This window comes from Dyadobacter sp. UC 10, from assembly GCF_008369915.1.
Lineage (GTDB): Bacteria > Bacteroidota > Bacteroidia > Cytophagales > Spirosomataceae > Dyadobacter.
In genome coordinates this window covers 180,236-194,228 of record NZ_VSRN01000001.1, presented here as the reverse complement: position 1 = coordinate 194,228, position 13,993 = coordinate 180,236, and the positions used below count along the sequence as shown (strand labels likewise).

At 48.9% G+C, this 13,993-nt stretch carries 12 protein-coding genes; 9 read left to right on the top strand and 3 right to left on the bottom strand.

All coding sequences use genetic code 11. From position 1 onward, the window contains the following. The first annotated feature begins 2 nt into the window (after positions 1-2). From FXO21_RS00695 to FXO21_RS00655, 9 genes are all read left to right on the top strand, one after another. On the top strand, positions 3-1,514 hold the full coding sequence (locus FXO21_RS00695; RefSeq protein ID WP_192579132.1) for a GH39 family glycosyl hydrolase: 1,512 nt from the start codon (positions 3-5) through the stop codon (positions 1,512-1,514). A 7-nt stretch (positions 1,515-1,521) separates the two neighbouring features. After that, positions 1,522-3,003, top strand: coding sequence for a glycoside hydrolase family 28 protein (locus FXO21_RS00690; protein WP_192579131.1), 1,482 nt, complete (start codon positions 1,522-1,524; stop codon positions 3,001-3,003). Positions 3,004-3,019: 16 nt separating this feature from the next. Continuing rightward, positions 3,020-3,709 carry an SGNH/GDSL hydrolase family protein gene (locus FXO21_RS00685; RefSeq protein WP_192579130.1) on the top strand — a complete coding sequence of 230 codons (690 nt, stop codon included), beginning with the start codon at positions 3,020-3,022 and terminating at the stop codon, positions 3,707-3,709. Positions 3,710-3,718: 9 nt separating this feature from the next. Then, on the top strand, positions 3,719-5,404 hold the full coding sequence (locus FXO21_RS00680; RefSeq protein WP_149638291.1) for a sodium:solute symporter family transporter: 1,686 nt from the start codon (positions 3,719-3,721) through the stop codon (positions 5,402-5,404). Then, positions 5,401-6,102, top strand: a complete 702-nt coding sequence (locus FXO21_RS00675) for an SDR family oxidoreductase (protein ID WP_149638290.1) — start codon at positions 5,401-5,403, stop codon at positions 6,100-6,102. Before FXO21_RS00680 ends, FXO21_RS00675 begins: the two co-directional genes overlap by 4 nt. A gap of 50 nt (positions 6,103-6,152) precedes the next feature. Next, positions 6,153-6,845, top strand: coding sequence for an RraA family protein (locus FXO21_RS00670; protein ID WP_225865507.1), 693 nt, complete (start codon positions 6,153-6,155; stop codon positions 6,843-6,845). 2 nt (positions 6,846-6,847) lie between these two features. Further along, on the top strand, positions 6,848-8,902 hold the full coding sequence (locus FXO21_RS00665) for a heparinase II/III domain-containing protein (protein ID WP_149638289.1): 2,055 nt from the start codon (positions 6,848-6,850) through the stop codon (positions 8,900-8,902). 43 nt (positions 8,903-8,945) lie between these two features. After that, entirely contained in the window at positions 8,946-9,341 is a 396-nt protein-coding gene (locus FXO21_RS00660; RefSeq protein WP_149638288.1) for a VOC family protein, read from the top strand. A gap of 212 nt (positions 9,342-9,553) precedes the next feature. Further along, entirely contained in the window at positions 9,554-10,567 is a 1,014-nt protein-coding gene (locus FXO21_RS00655) for a zinc-dependent alcohol dehydrogenase (RefSeq protein ID WP_149638287.1), read from the top strand. 15 nt (positions 10,568-10,582) lie between these two features. On the opposite strand, the gene FXO21_RS00650 is transcribed toward FXO21_RS00655, so the two are convergent. The 3 genes from FXO21_RS00650 to FXO21_RS28645 all read right to left on the bottom strand — a co-directional run bounded on the left by FXO21_RS00650 (position 10,583) and on the right by FXO21_RS28645 (position 13,826). Beyond that, positions 10,583-12,964: an ABC transporter permease gene (locus FXO21_RS00650; RefSeq protein ID WP_149638286.1), complete on the bottom strand. Its 2,382-nt coding sequence runs from the start codon at positions 12,962-12,964 to the stop codon at positions 10,583-10,585. Between the two features lie 240 nt (positions 12,965-13,204). Further along, positions 13,205-13,648, bottom strand: coding sequence for a putative toxin-antitoxin system toxin component, PIN family (locus tag FXO21_RS00645; protein WP_192579129.1), 444 nt, complete (start codon positions 13,646-13,648; stop codon positions 13,205-13,207). After that, entirely contained in the window at positions 13,614-13,826 is a 213-nt protein-coding gene (locus FXO21_RS28645) for a hypothetical protein (RefSeq protein WP_192579128.1), read from the bottom strand. The genes FXO21_RS00645 and FXO21_RS28645 overlap by 35 nt, the downstream gene beginning before the upstream one ends. Positions 13,827-13,993: the final 167 nt, after the last annotated feature.

The window sequence follows — 13,993 nt, the reverse complement described above, 5'->3', positions numbered from 1 at the left end:
GTATGGAAAGCAACAGGAGGACATTTTTGAAAGCATTAACACTCGCCCCGCTGACGGGAAGTGTTTTGGATACAGAAAACGAATTGCCGCAGATTGAGCCGGATGTACAGCCCGTTTTTGCCCTCAACAAAATAGGCAGCATCAAGCTTGTACAACCAAAAGATATTAAATCGTCCCCGTTTGGTATTGGCTGCGAAACGCTCGACCGCGAACTCTGGGACCCAAAAGAAGTATATCCGTTCCTGACCGACCTGCCTGTGAAATGGGCGCGGCTGCAAACCGGCTGGAACCGGGTCGAAAAGGAAAAGGGAAAATACGACTGGAAGTGGCTCGACGAAAGTGTCGACGGGCTGATCAGTCGCGGCATTCAGCCGTTTTTTAATGTAGGGTACGGAAATAAATTTTATACCGAAGGCGAAATGGGTTTCCATCCGATGGACAAACCCGAGGCTTTGAAAGCATTCAAGGCATTTGTAACTGCCCTTGCCAAACGCTACCACGGCAGGGTGCAATATTACGAGATCTGGAACGAACCGAACCTCGGCGGTTTCTGGCAGGGCGGTAAAGTCGATCCTAAAAAATACGTGGGTCTTGTGAAGGAAACGGCGCCATTGATCCGCAAGAATTGTCCGGGTTCGGTGATCGTGGGTGGCGTGGTTTCGCGTCTTCCGATCGTTTTTATCAAAGGATTATTCAATGCAGGTTTGGCCGAAGAGATCGATATTTTCTCCTTTCATCCCTACACTTCCGCGCCTGAAAGCTATAATGACAAGATCATTGCGGTCACCAGGCTGGTGAAGCAGCATAATCCGAAAGTGAAGATCTGGCAGGGTGAAAACGGTTTTTCTTCACAACCCAATAGCACAGGCTACCCGGGCGAGGGACCATATAGCGAGAACATCCAGGCTAAAATCATGCTGAGAAGGCTGCTTACCGATGTTTCGCTGGGCATTCCGATGACGTTATGGTTTCTGGTCGTGGATCTGCACGATTATCCCAAAGGTTCGGGGAAGGTGAATTACAAAGGGATTTTGCGAACAAAACCGAACATTGAACCCAAAGTGGCTTACAAGGTTTTGCAAAATCTGGGCAGCGTCGTCCATGGCGATGTGAATCCGGCCAATGCAACAATCTACATTCTGGATGGAGAAAAAGCGGGTGATAAAAAGGAATACAGCGCCATGGAAAACTGCGAAATGCGCGGGATGCCAAACCTGAATTCCACGCTCCTGAATACTGCAAAAGGCAAAGTGCTGGCGTACTGGAATATGGATAAGCCGGCAGACACCACGCCTGGCAAAACCGCACACGTCTTTTTGTGGGATTGGGAAGCCCATGGTTTTGAGGACGCCGTATTGGTAGATCCGCTCGACGGCACCATTTATGAACTCACCGATCAGGAGAAATTCTATGATAAAAATAAGCTGAGCACCGAACTCGAAGCCCAGGTTTTCAGGAAACTTCCCCTCCGCGATTACCCGATGCTGATCATGGAAAAGAAATCAGTGATTTAAAATGCGTATGAAAACGAACCGATTGATTCTGTTGCTTTTTGGCATGTTGTCTCTGTCCCTAACCGTATCGGCACAGCGCGGAAACGGCACATGGGATGTATTCGACAGCGGTGCAAAAGGCGATGGTAAAACGAAGGATACCAAAGCAATACAGGCGGCGATTGACAAATGCCACGCGGCTGGCGGCGGGAGAGTGTACCTCCACAACGGGACATTTCTGTCGGGGACAATCTATCTCAAAAGCAATGTGACGCTGCATATAGAAGCTGGCGCGACACTCCTGGGCAGCGACAATGTGAACGATTTTCCGAGTATTTCGTCCAAATACCCTTCCTATACCGGTGATTTCGTAACCAACAAAATGCTGATCTACGCGGAGGATGCGGTCAACATTGCCATCACGGGCTACGGCACGATCGACGGCCGGGGCGACGATATCAAAGAACCGTATCTGTCGCCTTCATTCAGCGGCCGGCCACGTATCATCCATTTCAGGGCTTGCGAAAATGTGAAGATCCTACGCGTGAAATTGTACAACTCGGCATCCTGGGTGCAATCGTATCAATCCTGTAAAAATGTATTGATTGATGGCATTACCGTCGATAGCAGGGAAAATAAGGATATCGAAAAGCCGCGATGGGCCGATGCGAAAGGCCGAAATAACGATGGACTGGACCTGGTGGACTGCCAGCAGGTGCGGATTGCCAACTGCAACATCAGTTCCGGAGATGACGCGATCTGCCTCAAAAGTTTTTCGCCGGATGAAGCCTGCCGCGATATCACGATCACCAATTGCATTGTCAGCTCCAATGCGTCGGGCATCAAGATCGGCACCGAAACCAGCGGGACCATGGAAGACATTACCGTTTCCAATTGTGTGGTTTACGATACCCGCGTGGATGCGATCAGTATGATGACAGCCGATGGCGCAACGGTGCAGCGGATCACGTTTTCAGGCATTACGATGCGCAATATTAAAGGCGGCGCCATTTTCGTGAGACTGAATAAACGAAATCGTCCTTACCGAAAAAATGCCAAGATAAATGAGCCGGTATTAAAGGATATCCTGATTGAAAATATCCAGGGAACTCGGATATCGGCAGATTACAGCAGCTCCATCAGTGGCATTCCTGATGCATTTGTAGAAAATATCACATTACGAAACATTAACCTCACTTTCGAAGGAGGCATGAAAGCTGCGGATGCCGACCGGCAGATTCCGGAACAAGAAAAGGGCTATCCCAACGGTCTGACTTTCGGCAGGTTACCAGCCTACGGTTTCTTCATCCGCCATGCAAAAAATGTATTTATGGATAACATTCAACTGCGGTTTCTGAAAGAAGATCAGCGCCCGGCGATCGTTTGTGAAGATGTGGAAGGGTTGGAGATTACGAAGTTAAAAGCGCAGCGTACGGCGCAAACGCCGGTTTTGGTTAGGAAGGTGAATGTGCGGGAAAAGAACGATGACAATGATAGCGGTATCAAATAAAACTGTTGAGCAAACTATGAAAAAAACAACCAACTACATTATGCCAATTCTCCTCCTCGCGCTCTTCGCTGCCTGGAAGCAATCGCTACCCTCCATTTTCCTGATCGGCGATAGCATTTCCATTCAATATGGCCCCTATCTGGAAAAATACCTGGATGGAACCGTCGCTTTCGACCGGAAAAAAGATGATGGGCAAGCGGAGAAGAACCTGGATGTGCCGGTGGGTGCGAATGGGGGTGATTCGAGGATGGTGTTGGAATATTTGAAAATCAAGATCAAAGAACCGGCTTTTAAACCTGACTACCTGGTGCTCAACTGTGGGCTGCATGACATTAAACATGATGTGAAAACGGGCAAGATCCAGGTGGGCGAAACGGAATACCGGAAAAACCTGCAAGACATTATCGACCTTTTAAAACCCAAAAAAATAAAGATGATCTGGATCCGGACAACGGCGGTGGTGGATTCGATCCATAATAAGAAATCGAGCAGCATTGTGCGCTATGGGAAAGACCTGGCGACTTACAACCGGATTGCCGACGAAGTGATTACCAAAAATAACATCCCGATGATCGATCTGTACGATTTTACCTGGAAGCTGGGTATCGCGCAATTCATTGATCATGTGCATTACAATGAACAAACCCGCTCCCTGCAGGCGGCCTATCTCGCCGGTTCCATTCAAACTCTTGTCCGTAAACCTTAACCTTCTCTCATGCAAACTTTATCAACGCTGGATTACTGGGCCATAGGTATTTACATGCTGCTCATGGCAGGCATCGGCCTGTTTCTAGGCAAGTTTGTGAAAAATATCGGCGATTATTTCAAAGGCGGAAACGCGATTCCCTGGGTATCGGGCGCAATCTCCAATTTCATGACCAAGTTCAGTACATTCATTTTTGTCGCCTATGCCGGGATCGCGTATCAGCATGGTTTTGTGGCACTTACATTGATATGGAGTACCGTTCTTCCTGCATTGGTCGGGGTGGCTTTCTTTGCAAAAAGATGGCGTCGGGCGGGCGTGATGACGCCGATGGAATTGCTGGAAACGCGTTACAATATGCCGGTAAGACAGTTGTTTTCGTGGACCGGCGTGTTTTTCAAAGTCCTGGATAACATGGTGCGGCTCTACGCATTGGGGTTATTTGTAAAAGCAGCCACCAGTTTGAGCCTGGAAAGCTCCATTTTGGTCTGCGGAATCATTGTCGCATTGTATACGGTTGTAGGCGGTCTTTGGGCAGTAGTCGTAACCGATGTCGTTCAATTCATCATTCTGATGGTCGCGACATTGATATTGGTACCCCTCACCATTCAGGCTGCGGGCGGGCTCGACGCGATGAAACTGGCGATTCCCGACCATTTCACCTGGTTCAACGGGCCAAAGGGAATGCCGCTATTCATGACGGTTTATTACCTGATGATTTTGGTCAAATACAGTGGTAACTGGACATTCATCCAGCGTTTTTACAGCGTCCGCGACGAACGCGCGAGTGAAAAGCAGGGTATGCTCACAGCTGTTTTCTTCTTCATTTTCCCCATCATTTTCCTGTTCCCTTCCATTGCTGCAAAAGCATTGATCCCCGGGCTGGAAAATCCGGAAATGGCTTATGTAAGTGTCTGTCTGAAACTGCTGCCGCAAGGAATCATGGGACTCATGATCGCGGCGATGTTTGCGGCAACCATGTCGGTACTGAGCGGGGAGTATAATGTGACGGCCGGCGTACTGACGCGGGACATTTATCAAAGACTTTTTAACCCCAACGCAACCGATAAGGAAATGCTTTGGGTCGGCCGGTTAATGACATTGCTTTTTGGCGGATTTATTACCGTCGGTGCACTTTATGTGGGTGGATTTGGCGGCGCATTTGAAGCGAACAAACTCTTCACCGGATTATTTGCATTGCCGATGACCCTGCCGCTTTTACTCGGAATCGTCATGAAACGTCCGAGACCCTGGGGTGCACTGGCGACGGTGATCGGCGGGATGATCCTCGGATTATTCCTCAACAGCCAGCCTCAGATTTCCTGGGAAATGGCCACATTGATCCAGATCGTGGTGTGCGTACTGATTTTCCTGGCCTCCGGTCTGGTCGAATCCAAAGACGCTGCATACCGGAAAAGGGTGGATGCTTTTTTCCTGAAACTCGCCACGCCGCTGACCGAAGCCGAAAAGCCGAAAGTCAACTGGGGCTTTATGCATGTGATGAACCGCCTGTATGCGGTGGCATTGGCGGTGACCGGGGTTTTGTTCGGCGTAATGAGCCTGCCGTCGATCGGGGAAACCAGCGGGCGGTTTGCGTTCGGGGCCGGAACAGTGTGTTTGATATTGGCCGTGTTTTTATGGCTTAGGACGCAGAAAGTAATTGTAGATGAACCTGTTAATCAAAAAATAGAAGTATGAATTTTGTAAAAGATAAGGTATATTTTATCACCGGAGCTTCGGGCGGAATCGGTAAAGCCGCTGCATTGCAACTGCTGGAATTGGGCGCGAAAGTGTTTGATTTGAGCCGCACGCGACAGCTTGCCGATGAAGTTTCCAATGAAAATCTGCGCTCCTACAAAGGGGACGTAAGCTTGGAAGCAGACGTATTAGCGGCATTTCAGGCGTGTATCGATTCTTTTGGTACGGTGGATGTACTGCTCAACAATGCGGGTCTGGGTGTATTGACTACTGACTTAGCAACGACCGATCTGGACACCTACGAGCAGATGGTCAACGTAAACATGCGTGGCGTGTTTTTATGCAACCGCGAAGCGCTGAAAGTGATGAACCCTAAAAAAGAAGGGCATATCGTGACGGTGATTTCCATGGCGGGCCAGCGTACCAATCCGAATGCGCCGATCTACTGCGCTTCCAAATTTGGCGCGCGTGGGCTGAGCAGCGGACTGGCAGACCAGGCGGTGAAGCTGGGAATTAAGGTTACGGACGTTAATCCGGGTCCGGTGGATAGCGACTACTGGGGCGACCGGCAGGTACCACGCGAGAAATTCCTGAAAGTGGAGCAGGTTGCGAACGTGATCGTTTTTGTACTCAACCAGCCCGCGGAAGTAATGATCCGGGAGATCAATTTTGACAATATAAAATACCTGGCAGGATAACGCACCAATGGCCCGGCATTGAGCCGCAAGTCAGTTAAACATTTGAAACCATGATGAAATCGAACGGAATACTTGTCGAATCACCCTTTCCTATCTCAGTCCGGGAAATGAAGCAGCGGTACCTGAAACTGTATTCGGGTGCTGTGAATGACGTTTTGCGGTTCAAACACAATCGTCACGCATCGAGCCTGCCGGCTACATTTGCCCCGCTTCGGGAGGAAATGAAAATGGCCGGACTCGCATTTACGGTAAAAGGAGGGCCGGACATTACGACCGACGGCGAGATGGAAATGCGCGCCAAAATGCTGGAAGAATTGCACGAAGATTCCATTGTGGTGTGGGATTGCGGCAGCGAAACGGTCACCTCGCAATGGGGTGAAGTGATGACCATGGCAGCCATTCGTGCGGGCTGCTGCGGGGCGGTTGTGAACGGGATCCGCGACACCCAGTCTATTCTTGAACAGAAATTCCCTGTTTTTCATAAATACAAATCCAACACGGGCATGCTCGGCAGGTTCCGGATGTATCATTACCAGAAACCCGTATTGATGGGCGAAGTGATCGTAAAGCCGGGCGACTGGGTCTTCGGCGATATCGACGGCGTGATTTCCATTCCGCAAGAGATAGCCTATGAAGTACTGCTCGCAGCAGAGGAAATCATCGAAAAGGAGGCCGACATCCGTGATATGGTCGAAAGCGGTATGAGCCCGACGGATGTGGTGAAAAATGGAGGTTATTTCTGAGTATGCATATTTTCATTACCAAAAAAGAACGGGAGGATATTCTCCAAAAGCTTCACGACCGCGATCCGCTGATCTGCTCTTTTTTAGATGCATTGAAACAGCGGGTAGCGCGACGTGTCGAAAATGGCGGACTTTGTCAGCCGGGAGACGCTACTTCCTGGTATTACCCCGCCGCCGAATACATCTCGGATGCTGCGATGCTCCATGGCTTGTTCCCGGAGGAAAAACGGGCGGCCTGGATCAGATCGGTTACGCTAACCATTGCCCGAAAGCCGGAAAGTGACTGGGCAGGACCGGCCTTCCGCAATCATTCGAAACCCTATTCCGGACATTTGGAAACGGCGCACCTTTGCTGGGCACTCGCGTCCGCACTGGATCTGGCAGGGGATGTTTGGAGTGAGGCAGAGCGGGACGAGATTGAAACCGCGTTGGCCGAAAAGGGAATGGAGCTGTGCGAACGCTGGGTCCAAAAGAACACACACCTGGCCAACTGGCGCGGGATTATGGTGTCGGGCGTGATCGTGTCGTCGGCTGTTTTGCGAGACGAAGAAATACTGGATGCTTACATTCCGGAATTGCAGCAATGCGCCACTGCTTTTCAATCGGATGGTTCGTATGCGGAATCGCTGCAATACGGGAACTACCTGGCTTTTGCTTTGATGCTGGCCTACGAATCGGTAGCGCGCGCATATCCGGCAAAAGCGGCGCAGCTGGATGTTTCGGCCTATGGAAAAGGTATTAAGTGGGTGGTGAACAGCATGTTGTATGCTAAACCGATGAATTCCTGGGGCGAGCAGCCACGGGCGCGGGCGGTGAATTTTAATGACAGTGCGGCATTATTTCGTCCATCGGGTGACTTGCTTCTGCATCTGGCCGCCAGGAATACCAACCGTGAAGAAGCGGGGCTGGCCTTTTATTTATTTCAAAAATATTACCAGCCGGTACCGTATCAGGGACCACACGATCTGGCGACTTTCGGGATGCGCAATGACTGGGGTTTTCTGACGCTGCCCCTTTTAACAAACGACCTCCAAGCCGTCACACCACAAGAAGCAAACCTTCCGGCAACCGTTTCTTTCAGTAATGGACACGGTTTTTTGCGGGATCAATGGGATGGGAAAGCGGTTGTGGCGATCAATGGAGGTGGAGATGCATTGAACGGGCCGGGGCATTTGCATGGCGATGTGAACGGTTTTATCCTGGCTTATCAACATGAGCGATTGCTCGTCGATCCCGGCCACAGCTGCTACCGAAACCTGATCCACGGCCTGGAAAGCGCATCGCAAACGCACAATACCTGCACATTTCTGGTGGAAAAAGACAAGCTCGGTTTGCAGGAAGACCTGGCAAAGGCCACGTTACTTGAACAAAAAAGCGTTTTGCCCCGCAGGGAAATCCGGAATGGAAAAGTAGGGGAGCCTGTCGATCGCGGCAATAGGAAGTTGATTTGTGAAAGATCAGGCATTGTTTCGGTGATCGGCTGCGAGGCTGCAAAAGTGTATGACGACCCGATTACAACATTCAGTCGGTTCTGGATTTTGGCAGGTAGTCAGGTTGTTTTTGTGGTTGATAAAATCACAGCGAACAAGCCGGTGACGACCATGTGGAACTGGCTGGTCAATAACCGGGACGGAAAAACGACGTTTGAAAAAGATGATCATGCGCTGGCGGTCAGGCGGGGAGGTTCGGGAATGAGGCTGTTTCAATCCGCGCAATCGACGCTCGGTTTTCCGGTATATGCATATGTCCACGATGCTTATCATGTGGAACCCAATCAGTTGGGAGAAGGTAAGCCGGGAAGCGGCTTGTTGTTCAGGCATACCGAAAACGAAAGTACTTTGGATCGGATCATGGTAACGGCCATTGCATTGGACCAGTCCGAAAATATCGCTTTATGGAATTATGAAGCGCAGGGTAATACACACATTTTAAGGAAAGGTAATGATACCTGGGAGTTGGAAGTAGCGGGTGGTTTTGAGAGGATTAACGTGGTCGGGGCCGGGGGAAGGATTGGGATTATCAGGGAGGATGGAGGGTGGAGAATGGAGGAGGGTTGAAACGGAAACAGCTGCTAACCACAAAATAGACAAAAAGAATAATATGGAAAACGATTGGAAATCCCTTTTTACGGGCGTTGATCACCCGGCGGTAGCAGCTGACGATGTAGAAGTATTGGCAGACTGGTACTGCGAAACGCTGGGTTATGAACGGTATTTTAAACATCCTAAACCGATCTGGATGCTCAAAGCACTTGACGGTACCTTGCTGGAAATCATGCCAAAAGACCATACGCTCCGCCAGGAACGCACCACCTGGACACCCGGCTGGTCACACGTCGCATTCCGCGTTACGGACATTACCGCCGCCATTCAGTACCTCGATTCCAAAGACATCAAATGGGGCGGAGAGGTCATGGATGCAATCGGCGGCGGAAAAGTGAGGAATTGTTTCGATGGGGAAGGGAATATGATTCAGGTGTTGGAAAGGGTTTTTTAGCTGTTGGCTTTTAGCCGTTAGCTATTGGCTGTTAGCTTTTAGCTATTGGCTGTTAGCTTTTAGCAATTAGCTTTTGAGGTACTATCAACCAATAGCTAGTGGCACACGAATGAGCGTGAACAAGTAATGCAATTAACTAATAACAATAAATTAAAAAACAAGCTAACAGCTAACAGCTAAAAGCTAACGGCTAACAGCTAAAGAACAACAACATGAAATCACTAGTATATTCTGGAAATAAAACATTTACGGTTCAGGACTCCGAGAAGCAGGAATTGCAGGCTGGGGACGTTCGCTTGAAAGTGGCTTACTGCGGCGTTTGCGGCACGGACGTGCACATCTATCATGGTAATATGGACCAGCGGGTGCAAATTCCTCAGGTGATCGGGCACGAGGTTTCTGCGGAAATCGATGCGATCGGAGCGGACGTGACAGGCTGGGCGATTGGCGATAAAGTAGCCGTGCGTCCGCTGAAACCCGGAGCCGAAGATCCTTCTGATAACGACTGCAACCACATCGGAAAGAACCTCAAATTCATCGGTATCGACACCGTGGGCGGGATGCAATCGTACTGGAACGTGCCGGCTTACACGTTACACCGGCTACCCGAAAACCTTTCGCTGCGGGAGGGCGCGATGATCGAACCGTTGGCGGTAGCTTGTCACGATGTCCGCCTTGGAGAAGTAAAAGCCGGGGAGTATGTTGCCGTGATCGGTGGCGGGCCGATCGGAATGCTCGTTGCATTGGTTGCGCGGCAAAAAGGCGCGAATGTGCTGATCTCCGAAGTAAACCCGACACGCATTGAACTGGCGGAATCGCTGGGTTTGAAAACGGTTAACCCATTGGAAAAAGATCTGGCGGCCGAAGTAGCTACCTTCTCAAATGGCGCCATGGCGGATGTGGTTTTTGAAGTTTCCGGTACCCAGGCCGGCGTGCATGTGATGACGCAATTACCGAAAGCCAGAGGTCGCATTGTGATGGTGGCCATTCATGCTCAGCCAAAGCCGGTTGATCTGTTCCGGTTTTTCTGGCGTGAACTGAAACTGATCGGGGCGAGGGTATATGAGCCGCGGGATTTCGAAGAAGCGATTGCGCTGGCGGCAAATGGCGACATTCCGTTGAGCGCATTGATTACCGAAGTAGCCCCGCTGGAAAACGGGCAGCAGGTTTTTGAGATGATCGATAATAACCCGGCAGGTATGAAGTACCTGTTGCAATGCTCGTAGACAGGTTACCCGGCATTATTCGCTTCGCAAGGACTTTACCGGATTCGTCAATGCTGCCCTGATACTTTGAAAACTTACCGTCACGAAAGCGATGGCTGTTGACAAAAATGCCGCAATCAGGAATATCCACCAGTGGATGTCAGTGCGGTAGGCGAAGTTTTGCAGCCATTTGTACATGCCGTAATAAGCGATCGGCGAGGCGACAACGAAAGCGATCAGGACAAGTTTTAAAAAATCCTGGGAAAGCAATCCCACAATGCTGCCTACTGACGCGCCCATCACTTTCCGGACGCCAATTTCCTTCGTGCGCTGCATCGTGCTGTAAGAAGCCAATCCGAGTAATCCTAAACAGGAGATGAAAATGGCCAGGATTGCAAAGTTGAAAAACAGCTTTTCGAAACGTTCTTCACTGCGGTATTGGCGATCGAAGAACTCATCCATGAAATAGTAGCTGAACGGGCGGTTAGGCATGATGGATTTCCATTTGCTTTCAATCGCCGCAACCGTGCCTTTGACATTGCCACCATCGATCTTAACCGAAACAAGGTCCGAATTTCTTGTCTCAATCCGCATGGTTAGGGGCTTGATAGGCTCGTGAAGTGCCCTGAAATGAAAGTCCTTCACGACGCCAATGATTTTTCCTTCTCTTCCCCATTGCCTGAAACGGCGGCCGATTGCCTGCTCGGGAGAACTGTAGCCGAAGAGTTTAACAGCCGCTTCGTTAATCACCATGGCCTGGGTCGTGTCTGTGCCGAATTCCCTTTCAAAAGGCCGGCCTGCTACCATTTTGAGCTTAAACTGATTGATATAATCGAAATCCACAAAATACAGGTCCAGATTGGCAATCTGCAGGTCGCCGCTTTTATTTTCTATTTCCGAATAGGCTCCCGGGTTCCCGCTTCCCGGTACGCTGGAAGAAGTGGCCGTTGACTTCACGCCTGTCAAATTCCGGAGTGATTCCTTGAATGCTTCTTTCTTAGGATCTCCTTCCGAATTGACGATCAGCATCTGGTCCTTGCTAAAACCCAGATCGCGGTTGCGCATGAAGTTCATTTGCGTATAAACCACAATTGTTGCGATAATCAGCGCAATAGAAATGGCAAACTGAACCGACACCAGTCCTTTCCGCAGTAACACCCCTTTGAGGCTGGTAGTAAAACGCCCTTTCAGCACCACGACCGGTTCAAAAGAAGACAAAACCAGTGCAGGATAAATGCCCGCAACAGCTCCGATGATGATCGAAGCCAGGAATAAACCACCGACAAAAGGAAGGTTATGCAGGATGCCTTCACTGATGATCTTGCCGGACAGGTTGTTGAACAAAGGGATCAAGGCAGCGGATAAAACCACGGCAAAAATGAATGCGATCAGGCAGAGTAAGATTGATTCGCTGAGAAACTGCCTGGCAACCAGCCACTTCTGGGCACCAACAACTTTGCGGATGCCCACTTCCCTCGCCCTTTCAACGGAGCGTGCCGTAGTGAGGTTTACAAAATTGATGCAGGCAATCAGCAGGATGAATACGGCCACAACCGAAAAGATATATACGTTGTTCATACTGCCCGAATCGTCCGAGCCGCGGGTTGAGCGCAGGTGCACATCCCGAAGCGGTTCGAGAAAAAGCGTGTAATGCATATTCAGCTCGTTCATGAGCTTTCCTGCGCGGTTTTTGAGAAATCCCGGAAGCTTTTTCTCCAAAGCTTTTCCGCTTGTTCCCGGTTTTAAAAGCAGGTAGGTCGTAGCGCCGAAATTACCCCACTCCTGATCAATCCCCTTATTGAATTTCTGTGTCAGCGTCGACATAGACACGAACATATCCCCCTTGATCTGTGAATTTTCAGGGATATCTTCCATCACGCCGGTAACAATCGCGGGGAAGCCTTCACCCGACAAGAGCAAAGTTTTTCCAACCGGATCGGTATCGCCGAAGTATTTCCTGGCCGCTTTTTCAGTAAAAACAAGGCTTAGCTGGTTTTTCAGCGCCGTCTCCGGGTTTCCTTTTAATAATTTAAATCCCAATACCTTAAAAATGCTGGAATCCGCAAATACGGTTTTCTCTTCCTGAAATTTGATTTCCCCTTTCCTGACTAAAAAGCTGCCGCCGTTGACGCGCGTAAAGGCTTCGACTTCCGGAAAATCGATTTTAATGTTGGGTGCAAACGCCCAGGAAGTACTGCCTGTGTTGAGGGTCTCGGAAGGGGTTTTTATATCGGTCACCAATCTGTAAACCCGGTCGGCTTTGGTATTGAAAGCATCGTAGCTCAGCTCGAAGTAGACATACAGGAATATCAAAAAACAAGCCGACATCCCTACCGTCAGGCCCATAATATTGATAAATGAAAAAATCTTATGTTTCCAGAGATTACGAAAGGCGACTTTCAGATAGTTTTTGAACACGGCTGATAGCTATTGGATTTTGGATTTCGATTTTTGAAATACAAAACCCATACCCGGTTTTTACCTAACTAATAGTCAGTTTATTAGCTACTGGAATGGCAAAGAAGTGTTCAAAAGTGGACAGTGTATGTTTTTTTGCGAACAGCGATTGTGAGTAGGAGATGATGGTGGAGGCTCCGCTGGAAGCAAAATTTGTATGATTATTGATTTTTTCTAAAAACAAGAAGCTACCCGGGAGCTTTAACCGGCTGGTTGGCTAAGTGTCAAGATCTTGATGAATTGTCCCATTGTAACAATTTTAGTTTGTTGATACTGGCTTAAAACCAGTAAATCCTGATCTCCGGTAACTAGATAATCAGCCTTGCTGCTTTCACATACGCCAAGCAAATAATTGTCATCTACATCACGAGCAATTTCAGGTGCAATTCCGTCGCTGGTTTTCTTTAAAAACTTCAATGCAATGATCTTGAAGCGGTTTATTTGCTTACGCGAAATGTATTTTGAAAATTTTGGACGTTCGATAACATCACTAAATTCATCTATCAAGTCAGACGAATAAAATACCTGTAAGTCTGTATTTTTTAGGATATTATAATAAAGGGTCCTGCGTGAGTTTCTACTGATGCAGGCAGATACGTACCAATTGGCATCAAGGACGATGCTGAGCTTTTTGCTTTTTTTCATTCCGGTACGCATTGATTTCATCCTGGATCTCTTGGGTAGACATTTCGACATCAGGCAGTTCTGAGTCGAGTTCTTCAAAGAGTTGATCAATCATGCGATCCTGTATTTTTTTAGCAATAGCCAAACGTGCCCGCGCCGGGAAGGCCTCAAAGGTCTTTATGAATTCGGTCTGTGTCATTGTGTTACCTGTCCTCATTTTCCTTAATTTTTATGCAGCAATGTAATTTATTGGAAAATTCATTGCCATCTAAACGCAACATGATTTATATGCTTATGGTCAGTTAGCAACAACGTAATCGGTTTAAAAGAAGTGACAAATGTTAACAATATTTCGGATCTTAAGGT

Bases quoted from the DNA above. Each gene is read 5' to 3' on its own strand.
- FXO21_RS00680 (WP_149638291.1), top strand. From the start codon at position 3,719: ATGCAAACTTTATCAACGCTGGATTACTGGGCCATAGGTATTTACATG.
- FXO21_RS00670 (WP_225865507.1), top strand. From the start codon at position 6,153: ATGATGAAATCGAACGGAATACTTGTCGAATCACCCTTTCCTATCTCA.
- FXO21_RS00645 (WP_192579129.1), bottom strand. From the start codon at position 13,648: ATGAAAAAAAGCAAAAAGCTCAGCATCGTCCTTGATGCCAATTGGTAC.
- FXO21_RS00660 (WP_149638288.1), top strand. From the start codon at position 8,946: ATGGAAAACGATTGGAAATCCCTTTTTACGGGCGTTGATCACCCGGCG.
- FXO21_RS28645 (WP_192579128.1), bottom strand. From the start codon at position 13,826: ATGACACAGACCGAATTCATAAAGACCTTTGAGGCCTTCCCGGCGCGG.
- FXO21_RS00690 (WP_192579131.1), top strand. From the start codon at position 1,522: ATGAAAACGAACCGATTGATTCTGTTGCTTTTTGGCATGTTGTCTCTG.
- FXO21_RS00685 (WP_192579130.1), top strand. From the start codon at position 3,020: ATGAAAAAAACAACCAACTACATTATGCCAATTCTCCTCCTCGCGCTC.
- FXO21_RS00675 (WP_149638290.1), top strand. From the start codon at position 5,401: ATGAATTTTGTAAAAGATAAGGTATATTTTATCACCGGAGCTTCGGGC.
- FXO21_RS00695 (WP_192579132.1), top strand. From the start codon at position 3: ATGGAAAGCAACAGGAGGACATTTTTGAAAGCATTAACACTCGCCCCG.
- FXO21_RS00655 (WP_149638287.1), top strand. From the start codon at position 9,554: ATGAAATCACTAGTATATTCTGGAAATAAAACATTTACGGTTCAGGAC.
- FXO21_RS00665 (WP_149638289.1), top strand. From the start codon at position 6,848: ATGCATATTTTCATTACCAAAAAAGAACGGGAGGATATTCTCCAAAAG.